The sequence below is a fragment of the Mycobacterium sp. WUMAC-067 genome (genome assembly GCF_020217485.1).
GTDB lineage: Bacteria > Actinomycetota > Actinomycetes > Mycobacteriales > Mycobacteriaceae > Mycobacterium.
Map to the genome: position 1 here is coordinate 64,567 of NZ_JAEKMI010000013.1, position 16,653 is coordinate 81,219.

Genomic DNA, 16,653 nt, shown 5'->3' on the forward strand with positions numbered 1-16,653 from the left:
AGTGCGTGAGTACAGCGTCCCCGCCCGCTTTCCGGTCGACGATGACGACAACATCGCGGCGATGGTGTTCGAACACGAGCGCGACGATCCGGACTTTGTCATCTACCAACGTCAGGTCGACGGCGAGTGGACCGACGTCACCTGCGCCGAGGCGGCCGATCAGATCCGCTCTGCCGCACTGGGTTTGATTGGCCTGGGGGTGCAGGCCGGCGACCGCGTGTCGATCTTCTCGGCCACCCGCTACGAGTGGGCGATCCTCGACCTGGCGATCCTGGCGGTCGGCGGGGTCACGGTGCCGATCTACGAGACGTCCTCGGCCGAGCAGGTGCGCTGGGTGCTGCAGGACTCCGAGGCGGTGCTGGCGTTCGCCGAGACCGACGAACACGCGGCGATGGTCACCGAGCTGACCGCCGAACTGCCCGCCCTGCGCCGGGTCCTGCACATCGACGGTTCGGGCCCCAAGGCGCTCGACCAGCTCGTCGAGGCCGGCGAGTCGGTGGAACCGGCCGAGCTGACCGCGCGCCAGGAGGCCCTGCGGGCCGCGGATCCCGCGACGCTCATCTATACCTCGGGCACCACCGGGCGGCCCAAGGGCTGCCAGCTGACGCACTCCAACCTGCTGTATGAGACCCGCGGCGCCAAGGAGAGCCTGCCGACGCTGCTGGATGAGGGCCAGCGGCTGCTGATCTTCTTGCCGCTGGCGCACGTGCTCGCGCGCTCGCTGACCTTGTCCGCGTTCGCCAACAAGGTGACCGTCGGATTCACCAGCGACATCAAGAACCTGCTGCCGATGTTCGCGGTGTTCAAACCGACCGTGGTGGTGTCGGTTCCGCGGGTGTTCGAGAAGGTGTACAACACGGCCGAGCAAAACGCCGCCAACGACGGCAAGGGGCGGATCTTCGCCATGGCCGTGCAAACCGCCGTCGACTGGAGCGAGGCCTCCGACCGCGGACGGCGGGGGCCGGTGCTGCGCGCCAAGCATGCGTTGTTCGACCGGCTGGTGTATCGCAAGCTGCGCGGGGCGCTGGGCGGCGACTGCCACGCGTCCGTGTCGGGCGGCGCGCCGCTGGGGTCGCGACTGGGGCACTTCTACCGCGGGGTGGGTCTGACCATCCACGAGGGCTACGGGCTGACCGAGACCAGCTCCGCGATCACGGTCAACCAGGTCGGCAACGTCAAGATCGGCACCGTCGGAACGTTGTTGCCCGGCAACAGCATGCGCATCGCCGATGACGGCGAGCTGCTGGTGCGCGGCGGCGTGGTGTTCAGCGGCTACTGGCGCAACGAGCAGGCCACCGCCGACGCGTTCACCGACGGCTGGTTCAAGACCGGCGATCTGGGCGTGCTCGACGACGACGGCTTTTTGAAGATCACCGGGCGCAAGAAGGAGATCATCGTCACCGCGGGCGGCAAGAACGTCGCCCCCGCCGTACTCGAGGACCGGCTGCGGTCGCATCCGCTGATCAGTCAGGCGATGGTGGTCGGCGACGCCAAGCCGTTCATCGGCGCGCTGATCACCATCGATCCCGAGGCGTTCGACGGCTGGAAACAGCGCAACCAGAAGGGATCCGGCACGTCGGTGGCCGATCTGGCCACCGATCCCGACCTCGTCGCCGAGGTGGACGCGGCCATCAAGGACGCCAATCTGGCGGTGTCACACGCCGAAGCCATCCGCAAGTTCCGCATCCTGCCCGTCGATTTCACCGAGGACACCGGTGAGCTGACTCCGACGATGAAGGTCAAGCGCAACGTGGTGGCCGAGAAGTTCGCCTCCGACATCGAGGCCATCTACCAAGCGGACTGACCGCGCCGCTATCCGAGCAGCTCGCCCAGCCGTGCCGCCAGGGTGTCCCAGCGCCACTGGGCCGTCACCCATTCGCGTCCGGCCGCCCCCATCGCGGCGGCCCGGTCCCGATCCGTCAGCAAACCGGCGACGGCGTCGGCGATTTCGGTCACCGAGCAACCGTCGACGACGAGCCCGGTTTCGTTGTGCCGCACGGTTTCCGGGGCTCCCCCGGACTTTCCGGCGACAACGGGCACGCCGCTCGCCGAGGCCTCCAGGAACACGATGCCCAGCCCCTCGACGTCCAACCCCGCGCCGCGGGTGCGGCAGGGCATCGCGAACACGTCGGCCAGCGCGTGATGCGCGGGCAGCTCGGCGGCCGGTACGCCGCCGGTGAAGATCACCTCGTCGGCCACCCCGCAGTCGCGGGCCAGCGTCTGCAGCGATTCCAGGTAGGGTCCGCCGCCGACGATGACCAGGGCGGCCCCGTCGACGCGTCGCCGGATCGAGGACAGGGCCTTGATGAGCATGTCCTGGCCCTTGCGCGGCACCAGCCGGGACACGCACACCACGGTGGGCCGCTCGCCCAGCTGGTAGCGCTGACGCAACTCGGCACGGGCCGCCGGATCGGGCCGAAACTTGTCGGTGGCCACCCCGGAGGGCAGGTATTCCAGCGACGCTTTCGGCCCGAAGGCCGGCGCGAACCGCGACCGCGTGTAGCGGCTGACGAACGTGACGATGTCGGTGTCGTCGCCGATGCGGCGCAGCACGGACCGCGCGACCGGCAGCATCGACCAGCCGACCTCGTGACCGTGCGTGCTGGCCAGCACCCGATTCGCCCCGGCCCCACGAGCTCGCCGGGCCAGCAGCGCCAACGGCGCGGCCGCCCCGAACCAGACGGTTTCGATCCCGTGGTCGGCGATCAGCCGCCGCATCCGGGCGTCGACCGCCGGGCCGGGCAGCATCAGGGTGCCCGGATGGCGCACCACGCGGTACCCGGCCGCCTCGTCGTATGCCTCGGCGCCCTTCCACTGCGGCGCGTACACCGTCACCGAATGCGACCCGGCCTCGACGAGTCGACCGACGAACTCCCCGAGGTATGACTGGATGCCGCCCCGGCGGGGCGGAAAGTCGTTGGTTACCAGCAGGACCCGACTCACCTGCGACAGGCTAGCGTGGCGGCGCTGCGGCCCGCGCACACGGCCTCAGCCCGGCGGCGCGCGCTAGTGCGTCAGCCACTGGCGCCAGGCGGTGAGCAGGCCCGCCTCGCTGGTGTCCAGCACCTCGTGGGCGGCGGTCGCCATGTCGGCGCGCCGGATGCCGCAGGTCGCCAGGTAGAGATCGTGCAGCTTCAGCGCCCCATAGGCCTCGGCCACGAACCGGGCGAACAACCAGGCGCGGTCATAGGCCAACGAGCGCGGCGCCCCCGGCACATCCAGCTCGCTGTCCGACGGCAGCGTCATCGGCAGCATCCCCTCGGTCGGTACCGGCGTCGGGGGCCGGCCGACGAAATCGGCGACGCCTTCGGTGAGCCAGCGGGGTGCGTCGGCGACGGTGTCCGCCCGTGCGGCGTAGTGAAAAAGCTCGTGGGCCAACACGATTCGCAGGGACGCCGCACTCATGTGGGCGGCGCCCGGCGCGAACACGATCCGCTGGCCGAGGGCGACCCGGCGAACGGGATCGACCCGGTCGGAGACGGTGGCGGCGGCGATGTCGGCCCACTGGGCGGGCGGTCCCCCGCCGGCGGCGGCGCGAAATTCCTCGTCCGTGCCCGCGGCGACCACCGAGATTTCGCGCGCCCAGTCGACGCCCCAGAACGCCTCCACGGCGGTGATCGCGTTGCCCATGTCGGAGGCCACGCGCGACAACAAGCGCTCGCTCGACGGGCCGCCGAGCCCCAGCAGCCGGACGGTGCGGTCGCCGACGACGATCGACTTCGTCGTGGCACTGACCTGGCTGCGCGCCGGCGTGATCAGCTGTGGGGGCCGGATCCGGCTGTTGCGTTCGGCGCCGAACGGCACGGCCGCGGCCACGATCAGCTCGACGACGAAGATCCAGGCCAGCAGTATCGGAAGCCGCCGCCGCAGCGCGGGATGTCTAGTAACGGCGGGCGTCGTAGATCGGGCCCGAGGAGTTCATCGGCACGACCTGTACCGGCACACCGTAGGTGGAGGAATGGATCATCATGCCGTCACCGATGTAGAGGCCGGCGTGCGAGGCGTCGGAGTAGAAGGTGAGCACGTCGCCGGGCTGCAGGTCCGACAGCGACACCGGCTGGCCGCCGTGGGCCATCGCCTGGCTGGAGTGCGGCAACGAGATGCCGGCTTGCTGGAACGCCCACATCACCAGCCCGGAGCAGTCGAACCCGCCGGGCGCGGCGCCGCCCCATACGTAGGACGAACCCACCTGGGTCAGCGCGGCCTGCACGACGGTGGCGCGGTCACCGCCGCCGACCCCACCGGCAGCCAGACCGGGCATGCCGCCGGGAGGCGGAGCCTCGCCGGGCGCCTGCCCGACGCCCGGGGGTGCCGCTTCCGGCGCCGGGGCGCCGGGGGCCGGCGCCGCCGCGGGGACGGCCGGTGCGGGATTGGCGAGCGCGGTGCGCTGGTCGGCGGTCAAGGACATGTATTGCGACTTGACCACCGCGATCTGCACCTGCAGCTGACTTTGCTTGGACTGCAAGCTCGCTCGCACCGCGGCGGCCTGCTCGGCGGCGCTCTTGGCGTCGGCGGCGGATTTCGCGGACTCCCGCTCGGCCTTGGCGGCCTGCTCGCCGGCGATCCGGTAGCTCTTCATCTGGTTGGCCATCTGCGTGGCCATCACCCGCTGCACCGCGAGCTTGTCGATCAGCCCCTGCGGCGAGCCGGCGGTCAGGATGGCCTGCATGCCGTCGACGCGGCCACCCATGTAGGCCGCGGCGGCCAGGTTGTTGACGGAGTTCTGGTACGACGCCAGATGGGTCTTCGCCGCGTCGACGGCGGCCTGGTCGTCGTTGTGCTTCTTGTCGGCCGCGCGCTGGGCGGCCAGCTTGTCGTTCAGGTCGAGCTGGGCGCTGTGCATCGCCTCGGTGGTCTGTTCGGCCTGGCGGGACAGCTCGTTGAGTTTTGCCATGGCGTCTTGGGCCGGGTCCGCCCATGAGGGGGCGGTCACCATACCGCACAGAATCGCGAAGCCAGCTAGCGTCCCTAGGGCCGAACGTGTCAGGACACGCGCAACCAGACACCTAGAGTCAAGCCTCAAGATTTGCTTCCTTAAACGGCCATCGACGAATCCAGGTCGTCGAGCGGGTTTAGGTCTCAAACAGGTTACGAAACGATATCGGCGTTTGTCCAAAGCGGGCGGTTAAGAAATTAGAAAGAATTCTGTCATTTTCATGTGATCCAGTCCGCCTGACCCGAGGGCCTTTGGCGGACAAGGAATTTAGGCTACACCAGATCCGCGGTCCCGACGAATCGGAACGAGGCGAAGCCGCGGCGCCAGGCCGACCTCGGCGAGAACTTCCAATGCCGCTTGTTCGTCCTGCAATAAAGTATCCGGGACCCCGAGTATCACGCTGACCACACAGTCGCGGCATCCGGGTCCGCGCACCGCGCAGTCGTCACAGTCGATCACCACCGGCGCGCCCGGCTCTGGCGGCGGCAACGCGACGTTGGTGGGTCCATTACTCGGTGCCATCGGGATCCGTCCTCTCGGTCTTGCTCCGACGAACATCACGCCGGTCAGCCCGAACGCTAACCGCGGGCACCGACATCTCCCCGCGGCCGCGGCGTGGATCGCCGCGGATGTCGGTCGTCGTGCTTAACGTCACCCCCGTGGCTGCACGTGGCGCGACTCAGCTGAGCTTCGCCGACGTGGGGTCGCCCTTCACGCCCGACGAGCTCTCGTTGCGCGACACCACCTTCGTCGTGGTGGACCTCGAGACCACCGGCGGACGCACCAAAAGCACGGCCGGGACGGTGCCGGACGCCATCACCGAGATCGGGGCGGTCAAGGTGCGCGGCGGCGTGGTGCTCGGCGAGTTCGCCACCTTGATCGATCCGCAGCGCAGCATCCCGCCCCAGATCGTGCAGCTGACCGGCATCACCACGGCGATGGTGTCCGACGCGCCGACCATCGACGCCGTGCTGCCGATGTTTCTGGAGTTCTCCCGCAACGCGGTGCTGGTCGCGCACAACGCCGGCTTCGACATCGGCTTCCTGCGCGCCGCCGCCCAGCGGTGCGACATCGCCTGGCCGCGACCGCAGGTGCTGTGCACCGTCCGGCTGGCCCGCCGGGTCCTCAGCCGCGAGGAGGCCCCCAGCCTGCGGCTGGCCTCCCTGGCGCGGCTGTTCGCCGTCACCACCCAGCCCACCCACCGCGCCCTCGACGACGCCCGCGCCACCGTCGACGTGTTGCACGCCCTCATCGAGCGGGTGGGCAACCAGGGCGTGCACACCTACGCCGACCTGCGCGCGTATCTGCCCGACGTGACACCGGCGCAGCGGCGCAAACGGGTTCTCGCCGAGGGGCTTCCGCACCGGCCGGGGGTGTACCTGTTTCGCGGACCGGCGGGCGCGGGGCCCCCGCGTAGCTGGGGAGTGCTCTACATCGGCACCGCCGTCGACCTGCGGCGGCGGGTCGGTCAGTACTTCACCGGCGCCGATCCGCGCGGCCGCATGAAGGAGATGGTCGCGCTGGCCGGCGCGGTCGACCACGTCGAGTGCGCCCACGCGCTGGAGGCCGGCGTGCGCGAGTTGCGGCTGCTGGCCGCGCATGCCCCGCCCTACAACCGCCGATCCCGGTTCCCGCAGCGCTGGTGGTGGGTGGCGCTGACCGATGAGGCCTTCCCCCGCCTGGCGGTGGTGCGCGCACCGCGCCACGACCGCGCCGTCGGCCCGTTTCGGGCCCGCGCCGACGCCGCCGACACCGCCGCCCTGCTGGCCCGCTTCACCGGGCTGCGAACCTGCACGAACCGGTTGGGCCGCTCGGCATTACACGGGCCGCTGTGCGCCGAGGCGGAGGTGTCGCCGTGCCCGGCCGCCCGCGACGTGACCGCCACGCAGTACGCCGCGGCCGTCGCGCGCATGGCGGCGTTGGTCGACGGCGCGGACAACACCGCGCTGACCGCCGCCGTGCGCCACGTCGCCGCCCTCGCCGAGCGGCGTCACTTCGAGAGCGCCGCGCGGCTGCGCGACCGCACCGCCGCCGCGGTCGCGACGCTGTGGCGCGGTCAGCGGTTGCGCGCCCTGGCCGCGCTGCCCGAGCTGGTCGCCGCCGCGCCCGACGGCCAGGGCGGCTACCACCTCGCCGTCATCCGCCACGGCCAGCTCGCCGCCGCCGGCAACGCCCGGCGGGGGGTGCCACCGATGCCCGTCGTCGACGCGATTACCGCTGGCGCACAAGCGATTCTGCCCGCGCCGGCCCCGCTCGGCGGCGCGCTGGTCGAGGAGACCGCGCTGATCGCGCGCTGGCTCGACGGCCCCGGCGTGCGCATCGTTCGGGTCGAGGGAACCGGCGACGGCGCGGGGTGGGCGTCGCCGCTGCGATCCGCCGGCGCCTGGGCGGCCTGGGCGGAGGCGGCGCGCTCGGCGCGGCTCGCGGCCGAGCAGGCCCTGCGCAATTCAGACCTGCTGGCCGAACCGCACCCATCGCGCGAGCAGCTGTTCGGCCGCGCCGGAATCGATGGCCTTGGCGGCGCGGGCCAACCCGTCCTCCCACGCCGGCAACCATTCGGCGCGACTGGATAACCCGGCGTGGGCCACGATCGCGCCGGCGGCGTTGAGCACGACGGCGTCGCGCACCGGGCCCTTGCCACCGGCCAGCACCGCCCGCACCTCCGCCGCGTTGGCCTGCGCGTCGCCGCCCAACAGGTCGTCGAGGTCGGCCCGGGGGAACCCGAAGCCGGCCGGGTCGAACGTCAGCCTGTCCACGGTCCCGGCCTGCACCCGCCAGATCGTGCTGGTCGTCGTGGTCGTCAGCTCGTCGAGCCCGTCGTCGCCGTGCACCACCAGGACACTGGACCGGCGGGCCGCGAACACCCCCGCCATCACCTCGGCCAACTCGGCGAACGCACAGCCGATCAAACCGGCGCGCGGCCGGGCCGGATTGGTAAGCGGCCCAAGGAGATTGAACACCGTCGGCACGCCTATCTCCCGGCGCACCGCGGAGGTGTGCCGGTACGACGGATGGAACAACGGCGCGAAGCAGAACCCGATGCCGACCTCGGCGAGGCTGCGGGCCACGTCCTCGGGACCGAGGTCGATGCGAATGTCGAGCGCCTCGAGCGTGTCGGCGCCCCCGGACAACGACGACGCCGCCCGGTTGCCGTGTTTGACCACCGGCACGCCCGCGGCGGCCGTCACGATCGCCGCCATCGTGGACAGGTTCACGGTGTTGACGCCGTCGCCACCGGTTCCGACGATGTCGACGGTGTCCTCGGGCATCCCGCCCTCGGGCATCGGCAGCGCGTGGTCGAGCATGACCTCGGCCAGCTCGATCACCTCCGCCGAGGTGGGCACCTTCACCTGCATCGCGACCGCGAAGGCCGCGATCTGGGCGGCGCTCGCCTCGCCGGTCATGATCTGGTCCATGGCCCAGGCGGCCTGCCCGCGCGTCAGGTCCTGACCGCCCGTCAGCCGAGCCAGGACGCGCGGCCACGAGGTCGCGGACGCGCCGGACGGCGAAACCTCAGATGACAAAGCCACGCGCCGATGGTCCCACGCTGACCACACCAGCCCCAACCGTCGGCCCCGAGAGGCCCCGCACACACGCGCGCGCGACGCGCCAGACATCAAATTGCGCCCCGGGTGGAGATCAACAACTACAAAGCGTCATACTTGCGGATGTGACCAGCGCTGTCGGGACCTCAGGTACTGCCATCACGTCGCGCGTTCATTCGCTGAATCGACCCAACATGGTCAGTGTCGGCACCATCGTCTGGCTTTCCAGCGAGCTGATGTTCTTTGCCGGCCTGTTCGCGATGTACTTCACCGCGCGTGCCCAATCGGGCGGAAAGTGGCCGCCGCCACCGACCGAGCTGAACCTGTACCAGGCCGTCCCGGTGACCTTGGTGCTGATCGCGTCGTCGTTCACCTGCCAGATGGGGGTGTTCGCGGCCGAACGCGGCGACGTGTTCGGCCTGCGCCGCTGGTACGTGATCACCTTCCTGATGGGCCTCTTCTTCGTCCTCGGGCAGGGCTACGAGTACTACCACCTGATGGGTCACGGGACCACGATCCCCGGCAGCGCCTACGGCAGCGTGTTCTACCTGGCCACCGGGTTCCACGGTCTCCACGTGACCGGCGGTCTCATCGCCTTCATCTTCTTGCTGGCCCGCACCGCGATGAGCAAGTTCACCCCGGCGCAGGCTACGGCCAGCATCGTCGTCTCGTACTACTGGCATTTCGTCGACATCGTGTGGATCGCGCTGTTCACCGTGATCTATTTCATCCGATGAGCAGGCGCTGGACGAACAGGAGTGCTCGGTTGAAGAAGCTGGGGTCTACCCGATCCGGTTCGCGGAGCGGTCAGCCGCAACAAGCGCAGCGTGACCGCTCGCGACGGCGGCTGCGCCGCCGCTTGTCGGGCGGGTTGCTGCTGCTCATCGCGCTGACCGTCGCCGGTGGTCTGGCCGCCGTCCTGACCCCCCGTCCGCAGGTGGCCGTCGCCGACGAATCGAACTCGGCGCTGCTGCGGACCGGCAAGCAGCTCTTCGACACGTCGTGCGTGTCCTGCCACGGCGCCAACCTGCAGGGCGTGCCCGACCGCGGCCCCAGCTTGATCGGCGTCGGCGAGGAAGCCGTCTACTTCCAGGTGTCGACCGGCCGGATGCCGGCGATGACCGGCGAGGCGCAGGCGCCCCGCAAGGAGCCGATCTTCGACGAGGGGCAGATCGACGCGCTGGGCGCCTACGTGCAGGCCAACGGCGGCGGCCCCACGACCGTGCGCAACCCCGACGGCAGCCTGGCGATGCACTCGCTGCGCGGCGAGGACCTCGGCCGCGGCGGTGACCTGTTCCGGCTCAACTGCTCGTCGTGCCACAACTTCACCGGCAAGGGCGGGGCGCTGTCGTCCGGCAAGTACGCGCCGGACCTGGAGCCCGCCAACGAGCAGCAGATCCTGGCGGCCATGCGGACCGGTCCGCAGAACATGCCGAAGTTCTCCGACCGCCAGCTGTCTTTCGAGGCCAAGAAGGACATCATCGGCTACATCAAGGCGGTGACCGAAGAGCGTCAGCCCGGCGGCTACGGCCTGGGCGGATTCGGGCCCGCACCCGAGGGCATGGCCGCCTGGATCATCGGGATGGTCGCCGCGATCGGGCTGGCACTGTGGATTGGGGCACGCGCATGAGCGACACCGCTAAGCAGGGAAACGTTCGCGGCTCCGACACCGGCGGGAGCCCGCAGGGCGCCGGCGCGAAGGAGCCCGACGACGCGGCGCTGGCCGCGATGTCGCAGCAGGAACTGGTGGCGCTGGGCGGCAGGCTCGACGGCGTCGAAACGGTGTTCAAGGAAAACCGTTGGCCGGTCGAGGGCACCAAAGCCGAGAAGCGCGCCGAGCGCGGCGTCGCCCTCTGGCTTTTGCTGGGCGGCGGGTTCGGGCTGGCGCTGCTGCTGATCTTCCTCTTCTGGCCGTGGGAGTACAAGCCCAAGGAGGACCCGGGCAGCTGGCTCTACACGCTGACCACTCCGCTGTACGGCCTGACCTTCGGGATGTCGATCCTGTCGATCGGGATCGGCACCATCCTGTACCAGAAACGCTTTATCCCCGAAGAGATTTCGATTCAGGACCGGCACGACGGCGCCTCGCGCGACGTCGACCGCAAGACGGTGGTGGCCAACCTGGCCGACGCCTACGGCGGCTCCACCATCGGGCGGCGCAAGCTGGTCGGGCTGTCGCTGGGCGTGGGCCTGGGGGCGTTCGGCCTGTCCACCCTGGTGGCGTTTGCCGGCGGCCTGATCAAGAACCCGTGGAAGCCGGTGGTGCAGACCGCCAACGGCAAGAAGGCGGTGCTGTTCACCTCCGACTGGACCCCGCGCTACCGCGGCGAGACCATCTACCTGGCGCGCGCCACCGGCAGCTTCGCCGGGTCGCCGTTCGTCAAGATGCGGCCCGAGGACATCGACGCCGGCGGCATGGAAACCGTCTTCCCGTGGCGGGAGTCCGACGGTGACGGCACCACCCCGGAGTCGCAGGAGAAGCTGCGCGCGATCAACCAGGGTGTGCGAAACCCCGTGATGCTCATCCGAGTTCGCCCCACCGACATGCACCGCGTGGTCAAGCGGCAGGGCCAGGAAAGCTTCAACTTCGGTGAGCTGTTCGCCTACACGAAGGTCTGCTCGCATCTGGGTTGCCCCGCGTCGCTGTACGAGGAGCAGTCCTACCGCATCTTGTGCCCCTGCCACCAGTCGCAGTTCGACGCGCTGCACTTCGCCAAGCCGATCTTCGGGCCGGCGGCGCGGGCATTGGCGCAACTGCCGATCACCATCGACACCAACGGGTATTTGGTCGCCAACGGTGACTTCATCGAGCCCGTCGGACCGGCATTCTGGGAGAGGACGACAACATGAGTCCCAAACTGAGTCCCCCGAAGATCGGCGACGTCCTGGCCCGTCAAGGCGAGGACATCGACACGCGCTACCACCCCTCGGCGGCCGTACGCAGACAGCTCAACAAGGTGTTCCCCACCCACTGGTCGTTCCTGCTGGGCGAGATCGCGATGTACAGCTTCATCGTGTTGCTGCTCACCGGGGTGTACCTGACGTTGTTCTTCGACCCGTCCATGGGCGAGGTCACCTACAACGGCGCGTACCAGCCGCTGCGCGGTGTGGACATGTCGAAGGCTTTCGCGTCGACGCTCGACATCTCCTTCGAGGTGCGCGGCGGCTTGTTCGTCCGTCAGGTCCACCACTGGGCCGCGCTGATCTTCTCGGCGTCGATCATGGTGCACCTGGCCCGCATCTTTTTCACCGGCGCGTTCCGCCGGCCGCGTGAGGCCAACTGGGTCATCGGTTCGCTGCTGCTGATCCTGGCCATGTTCGAGGGCTACTTCGGCTACTCGCTGCCCGACGACCTGTTGTCGGGCATCGGGTTGCGCGCCGCCCTGTCCTCGATCACGCTGGGCATGCCGGTGATCGGCACCTGGCTGCACTGGGCCCTGTTCGGCGGCGACTTCCCCTGCGGCGGCCTCGGAAACGAATGCGCCACAGCGGGTTACATCATCCCCCGCATGTACGCCCTGCACATCCTGCTGCTGCCCGGCATCATCCTCGCGCTGATCGGGCTGCACCTGGCCATGGTGTGGTTCCAGAAGCACACCCAGTTCCCCGGGCCGGGCCGCACCGAGCACAACGTGGTCGGCGTGCGCGTGATGCCCGTGTTCGCGGTCAAGTCCGGCGCGTTCTTCGCCGCGATTGTCGGCGTGCTGGGGCTGCTGGGTGGTCTGCTGCAGATCAACCCGATCTGGAACCTGGGGCCCTACAAGCCATCTCACGTCTCGGCGGGCTCGCAGCCGGACTTCTACATGATGTGGACCGAAGGCTTGGCCCGTATCTGGCCGCCGTGGGAGTTCTACTTCTGGCACCACACCATTCCGGCGGTGGTGTGGGTGGCGCTGATCATGGGCGGGGTTTTCGTCCTGCTGATCATCTACCCGTTCCTGGAGAAGCGGTTCAGCGGTGACTACGCGCACCACAACCTGTTGCAGCGTCCGCGCGACGTGCCGGTGCGCACGTCGATCGGCGCGATGGCGATCGCGTTCTACATGGTGCTCACGCTGAGTGCGATGAACGACATCATCGCGTTCAAGTTCGACATCTCGCTGAACGCGACGACGTGGATCGGCCGCATCGGCATGGTGATCGTTCCGCCGATCGTCTACTTCGTCACCTACCGGTGGTGCATCGGCCTGCAGCGCAGCGACCGCGCGGTGCTCGAGCACGGCATCGAGACCGGCATCATCAAGCGGTTGCCGCACGGCGCCTACATCGAGCTGCATCAGCCACTCGGCCCGGTCGACGACCACGGCCACCCGCTGCCGCTCGAATACCAGGGCGCGGCGCTGCCCAAGAAGATGAACAAGCTGGGCTCGGCCGGTTCGCCGGGCAGCGGCAGCTTCATGTTCGCCGACCCGGCGTCCGAGGACGCGGCATTGCGGGAGGCGGCGCACAGCTCTGAGCAGCGCGCCCTGACGGCACTGCGCGAACACCAGGACAGCATCGCGGGTTCGACGAACGGCGAGTCCGGCAAGCACTAGCGCGGCCAAGCCCGGCTCCCCATCGGCCCCTGTGGCCGACGCGGGAGCCGGGCAATCCAGCACCCCGCAATCGGCCACAAGCGCGCGAGACATCAGGCATTGCGACGACGCACGGCGTGTCGTCGCATTGCTTTATGTGCCGATGATCTACGTGTCGGCGGCGGTATCGAGTCGTCGAGTTGAGTGGCCGCGCGCGGACCCGCCGCGCCTGCGCTCCCCCGCGAGATATCGCTTAGGAGCGTGCGAAGCCCGATGCCGACGAAACCCTCTGCGCTAGGCGGCGATACGCGTCAGCGCTCGGCGATCACGCGGCGCAGCTGCCGGATATGCAGCCACTCGACCGCCGGCATCGCGGCGGTGATGGCGCCGGCGAACACATACGACACCCAGGACGCGCCGTCGTGGCCGACCGCCATCAGGTAGGTCGCCGTCGCGACCGCGATCAGCGCCGCACCCATGGTGCCGGTCAGTATGACCGTGCCGCGCAACCAGACTCGGTCGACCGTCTCGCCTGACCACTCCGCGTCCGTTTTCTGCGGCGTCGCCTGCACCGTGGCCTGCCGCGCCCGCTCGGCCGACGTGCGCGGCGCCTGAGACATCAGGCGCACCGGCGGCCGGTTCGGCGCGGTCATGGCCCGGGCGGCCGGCTCGGACTGAGACATCCGCCGGGCCCGCAACAGTATTGGGATCGCGCCCGCGATGATCAGCGCGGAAACGATGATGACCGCGTACAACACCCAGGTCGTGTGGGGGCTGCTGGCCGATTTGTGAAAGCCCCTGCCCAGGTCGGTGAGTGCGACGGCCGCCGCCACGCTGACGCCCAGCAACACCAGGTAGACGGCGGCGCAGGCGCCGAGCAGGATGCGGTCGATCACCTCGGGCGCGATGGTGTCGTCGCCCATCCCGCGGCGATACGCCGAATACTTGCTGACCATCAGCAGCTCGTCTGCGGCGAGTCGTTGCTGTTCGACGACAGCACGGTTCCGTCGCTGGTCGTGATCGAGCAGTTGAGCCTGCTGACCCGGAACAGGCTGGAGGCCTCCACCGAGCCCACGTCCGATTGCGAGATCGGGGTGACGGTCATCGACCAGGGGATGTACACGTTGTGCTGGGTGCGCCGCCGCCCGGACGCGTCGACGTAGGTCACCGAGATGATGTCGCCCGGGGCCTTGGTGCCGGTCACCGAGTAGGTGACTTGCCGCGGCCCGGTGGGTGTCGTGGGCGGCGGAGGCGCTGCCGCCGTGGAGGTCGCCGGCGGCGCCGGGGCGGGTGCGGGCGGGGGCGCCGGTGCCGGAGAAGGCGTCACCGTCACAGTCTGGGTCTCCGTTGCTGTCGGGGGCGGTGGCGGTTCGGTCGTGGGTGGGGGCGGCGGCGGGGGCGGTTTGGTGGTCGTGATCTCGTCCTGCATCGGCGGCGTGGACGGGGCGGTGGTGGTGTTCGGGTTGGCCAGCTTGGTGGTGTCGGTGCGGGCGAACAACAACGACACCGACACGACGAGTGCGATCGCGGCCACGATCGCGGCGATCCCCACCACCCATGGCCAGCGCGCGGTGCTGCGTTCGTCGTCGTCCTCGGCTTCTTCGTAGTCCTCGTAGTCGTAGAGCCCCAGATCGGCGGGCAGGTAGGGGCCGCTGGTGAAGTGCTCGGACTCCGGAGCCGAGTAAGCACGCGAATATGCGTCGGTCTGGTCGGCGGCGGGCAGTTCGGCGCTGTCCTCGAAGGGTTCTGCCGCGCCCTCGACGTCGTGGTCCGCGCCGGGCTCCCCGGCGTCAGCGGGCTCGTCACCGGCGTCGGGGTGGTGGCTGATCGGGTCGACAGGATCGGGTTCGTCAGGTTCCCATCCCGGGGGTTTCGACCCGCTCATTTCTGCCCTTTGCCTACCCTGTTCGACTGCATCACCTGCGCGTAAAACTCCGCGGTCACCTCGTTGCCGGGCGCGCTGGGAAACTTCTCATTGCCTGGGCGAAACACTACCGAACCGAAAACGGGCAGAGCCGCCGTGGCGAACAGCGCAAGCGATCACGTGATCGGATTGTGACCTTTATGCCGCGAATCAGTGCTTCTCAGGACCCAGGTAGTACTCGAAGACCAGTCCGGCCACCGACGTCAGGACGAACATCACCCCGGCGAAGATCAGCCACGGCAGCCACAGCCCAATGCCCACCGCCACCACCGAGCCCGACAGCGCGATCAGGATCGGCCACCAGCTGTGCGGGCTGAAGAAGCCCAATTCCCCTGCTCCGTCGCTGATCTCGGCGCCTTCGTAGTCCTCGGGCCGGGTGTCGAGCCGCCGCGCCACGAACCGGAAGAAGGTGGCCACGATCAGCGCCAGGCCGCCGGTCAGCGCCAGCGCGGTGGTGCCCGCCCACTCCTCCCCTCCGGTGGCGAACAGCGCGGTCAAAACCCCGTAGAGCACCGCAACCACAAAGAAGAACCCGGCGATGAACTCGAATAGCCTGGCTTCGATATGCATTTGGTTTCCTAACCTACTGGCTCAGCTGGCCACGGCGGCTGTCGAACGGGTGCGTGGTAACCGCGGCCGGAGGTTGTCCGATCGCCTGCAGCGCCGCGGCGTTGCTCTTGCCGTCCATCCGCTGCTGTAGATAGGCCTTGAAGTCGTTGGGCGACACCACGCGAACCTCGAAGTTCATCATCGAGTGATAGGTGCCACAGAACTCGGCGCAGTGGCCCACGAACGCCCCCGGGGTGTTGATCTCTTCGACCTGGAAGACGTGCACGGAGTTGTTCGCGTCGGCGTTCGGGATGACGTCGCGTTTGAACAAGAACTCCGGAACCCAGAAGGTGTGGACGACGTCGGCGGACGCCAGATCGAATTCGATGCGCTTGCCGGTCGGCAGCACCAGCACCGGGATCTCGTCGCTGGTTCCCAGCGTCTCGACCTTGTCGAAGTTCAGGTAGGTACGGTCCGAGGTGTTGAGGCCGCGGACGGGGCCGACCAGCTCTTCGCCGTGTGCGTCCTTGCCTTCCGGCTTGGACACCATCGCCTTCTTCCGGGCCGGGTCCGCACCGTCGTAGGTCAGCGTGCCGTCTTTGAACGCGACGCGCTGATACCCGAACTTCCAGTTCCACTGGAAGGCCGTGACGTCGATCACCACTTCGGGATCCTTGGCGATGTGCAGCATCTTTTCCTGCACCACGACGGTGAAGTAGAACAGCACCGAGATGATGAGGAACGGCGTCACCGTGAGCGCCAGCTCCAAGGGCATGTTGTAGCCGAATTGGCGGGGCAGCTCGGTGTCGGTCGCCTTTTTGCGATGGAACGCCGAGGACCAGAAGATCAGGCCGTAGACGATGACGCCGACGACCAGCGAGGCGATCACCGCGCCGATCCACAGCTCCCGGTTCAGGTGCGCCTGCGGCGTGATGCCCCTCGGCCAGCCCAGGGCCAGCGCGTCGGCCCAGCTGCTGCATCCGCTCAGGAACATCGCGAGCACACCCAGCGTCACGGCCAGCGCCAGCGGCCGCAGACGGCGGGAAAGACCCGTGGCAGAGCCTCCAGGACGGCGCTGAAACCTACCCTGCGACAAAGGTTGCGAACGGTCCTGCTCGCGAGGGGTCACGTTGGCGCCTCCTGCTCGGATATCGAATACTACGCAGCGTAGACCACGCGCCTGAG

The 16,653-nt window shown here is 69.0% G+C and carries 14 protein-coding genes and 1 pseudogene; 6 read left to right on the forward strand and 9 right to left on the reverse strand.

Features of this window, described 5'->3' with window-relative positions:
* The first annotated feature begins 1 nt into the window (after position 1).
* Positions 2–1,804, forward strand: a complete 1,803-nt coding sequence (locus tag JF781_RS11695) for a long-chain fatty acid--CoA ligase (RefSeq protein ID WP_225329774.1) — start codon at positions 2–4, stop codon at positions 1,802–1,804.
* Between the two features lie 8 nt (positions 1,805–1,812).
* Here the strand turns inward: JF781_RS11695 and pimB are convergent, their stop codons facing one another.
* The 4 genes from pimB to JF781_RS11715 all read right to left on the reverse strand — a co-directional run bounded on the left by pimB (position 1,813) and on the right by JF781_RS11715 (position 5,458).
* Entirely contained in the window at positions 1,813–2,943 is a 1,131-nt protein-coding gene (pimB, locus tag JF781_RS11700) for a GDP-mannose-dependent alpha-(1-6)-phosphatidylinositol monomannoside mannosyltransferase (protein WP_225329773.1), read from the reverse strand.
* Positions 2,944–3,006: 63 nt separating this feature from the next.
* Positions 3,007–3,837 (reverse strand): DUF4157 domain-containing protein, encoded by an 831-nt coding sequence (locus JF781_RS11705; protein WP_225329798.1) that lies wholly within the window; start codon positions 3,835–3,837, stop codon positions 3,007–3,009.
* Positions 3,838–3,880: 43 nt separating this feature from the next.
* Positions 3,881–5,023, reverse strand: coding sequence for a peptidoglycan hydrolase RipC (gene ripC, locus JF781_RS11710; protein ID WP_225341169.1), 1,143 nt, complete (start codon positions 5,021–5,023; stop codon positions 3,881–3,883).
* Positions 5,024–5,203: 180 nt separating this feature from the next.
* Entirely contained in the window at positions 5,204–5,458 is a 255-nt protein-coding gene (locus JF781_RS11715) for a hypothetical protein (RefSeq protein WP_225330657.1), read from the reverse strand.
* Positions 5,459–5,565: 107 nt separating this feature from the next.
* Between JF781_RS11715 and JF781_RS11720 the strand changes: the two are divergent.
* Positions 5,566–7,446: pseudogene (locus JF781_RS11720) on the forward strand (DEDD exonuclease domain-containing protein); the annotation flags it as partial.
* Here JF781_RS11720 and trpD read toward each other — a convergent pair.
* Complete coding sequence (trpD, locus tag JF781_RS11725; RefSeq protein ID WP_225330284.1) at positions 7,384–8,466, reverse strand: anthranilate phosphoribosyltransferase; 1,083 nt, start codon at positions 8,464–8,466, stop codon at positions 7,384–7,386. The pseudogene JF781_RS11720 and the gene trpD overlap by 63 nt on opposite strands.
* A gap of 140 nt (positions 8,467–8,606) precedes the next feature.
* Between trpD and JF781_RS11730 the strand changes: the two genes are divergently transcribed.
* Genes JF781_RS11730 through JF781_RS11745 form a run of 4 tightly spaced genes read left to right on the forward strand, consistent with a single transcriptional unit; the run spans position 8,607 to position 13,016 of the window.
* On the forward strand, positions 8,607–9,218 hold the full coding sequence (locus tag JF781_RS11730; RefSeq protein WP_225330283.1) for a heme-copper oxidase subunit III: 612 nt from the start codon (positions 8,607–8,609) through the stop codon (positions 9,216–9,218).
* A gap of 29 nt (positions 9,219–9,247) precedes the next feature.
* Entirely contained in the window at positions 9,248–10,111 is an 864-nt protein-coding gene (locus JF781_RS11735; protein WP_225330282.1) for a cytochrome c, read from the forward strand.
* The gene (locus JF781_RS11740; RefSeq protein ID WP_225330281.1) at positions 10,108–11,331 is read left to right on the forward strand and encodes a ubiquinol-cytochrome c reductase iron-sulfur subunit; all 1,224 of its coding nucleotides are present in this window, start codon (positions 10,108–10,110) and stop codon (positions 11,329–11,331) included. Before JF781_RS11735 ends, JF781_RS11740 begins: the two co-directional genes overlap by 4 nt.
* Entirely contained in the window at positions 11,328–13,016 is a 1,689-nt protein-coding gene (locus JF781_RS11745) for a cytochrome bc complex cytochrome b subunit (RefSeq protein ID WP_225330280.1), read from the forward strand. Before JF781_RS11740 ends, JF781_RS11745 begins: the two co-directional genes overlap by 4 nt.
* A 290-nt stretch (positions 13,017–13,306) precedes the next feature.
* Here JF781_RS11745 and JF781_RS11750 read toward each other — a convergent pair whose 3' ends face one another.
* The 4 genes from JF781_RS11750 to JF781_RS11765 all read right to left on the reverse strand — a co-directional run bounded on the left by JF781_RS11750 (position 13,307) and on the right by JF781_RS11765 (position 16,597).
* Positions 13,307–13,951: a DUF2561 family protein gene (locus JF781_RS11750; RefSeq protein ID WP_225330279.1), complete on the reverse strand. Its 645-nt coding sequence runs from the start codon at positions 13,949–13,951 to the stop codon at positions 13,307–13,309.
* Positions 13,951–14,880: an MmpS family transport accessory protein gene (locus JF781_RS11755; protein WP_225330278.1), complete on the reverse strand. Its 930-nt coding sequence runs from the start codon at positions 14,878–14,880 to the stop codon at positions 13,951–13,953. The genes JF781_RS11750 and JF781_RS11755 overlap by 1 nt, the downstream gene beginning before the upstream one ends.
* Positions 14,881–15,069: 189 nt before the next feature.
* On the reverse strand, positions 15,070–15,489 hold the full coding sequence (locus JF781_RS11760) for a cytochrome c oxidase subunit 4 (protein WP_067172677.1): 420 nt from the start codon (positions 15,487–15,489) through the stop codon (positions 15,070–15,072).
* A gap of 13 nt (positions 15,490–15,502) precedes the next feature.
* Complete coding sequence (locus JF781_RS11765) at positions 15,503–16,597, reverse strand: cytochrome c oxidase subunit II (RefSeq protein ID WP_225330277.1); 1,095 nt, start codon at positions 16,595–16,597, stop codon at positions 15,503–15,505.
* Positions 16,598–16,653: the final 56 nt, after the last annotated feature.

Bases quoted from the DNA above. Each gene is read 5' to 3' on its own strand.
- JF781_RS11740 (WP_225330281.1), top strand. From the start codon at position 10,108: ATGAGCGACACCGCTAAGCAGGGAAACGTTCGCGGCTCCGACACCGGC.
- JF781_RS11755 (WP_225330278.1), bottom strand. From the start codon at position 14,880: ATGAGCGGGTCGAAACCCCCGGGATGGGAACCTGACGAACCCGATCCT.
- JF781_RS11745 (WP_225330280.1), top strand. From the start codon at position 11,328: ATGAGTCCCAAACTGAGTCCCCCGAAGATCGGCGACGTCCTGGCCCGT.
- JF781_RS11715 (WP_225330657.1), bottom strand. From the start codon at position 5,458: ATGGCACCGAGTAATGGACCCACCAACGTCGCGTTGCCGCCGCCAGAG.
- JF781_RS11750 (WP_225330279.1), bottom strand. From the start codon at position 13,951: ATGGTCAGCAAGTATTCGGCGTATCGCCGCGGGATGGGCGACGACACC.
- JF781_RS11760 (WP_067172677.1), bottom strand. From the start codon at position 15,489: ATGCATATCGAAGCCAGGCTATTCGAGTTCATCGCCGGGTTCTTCTTT.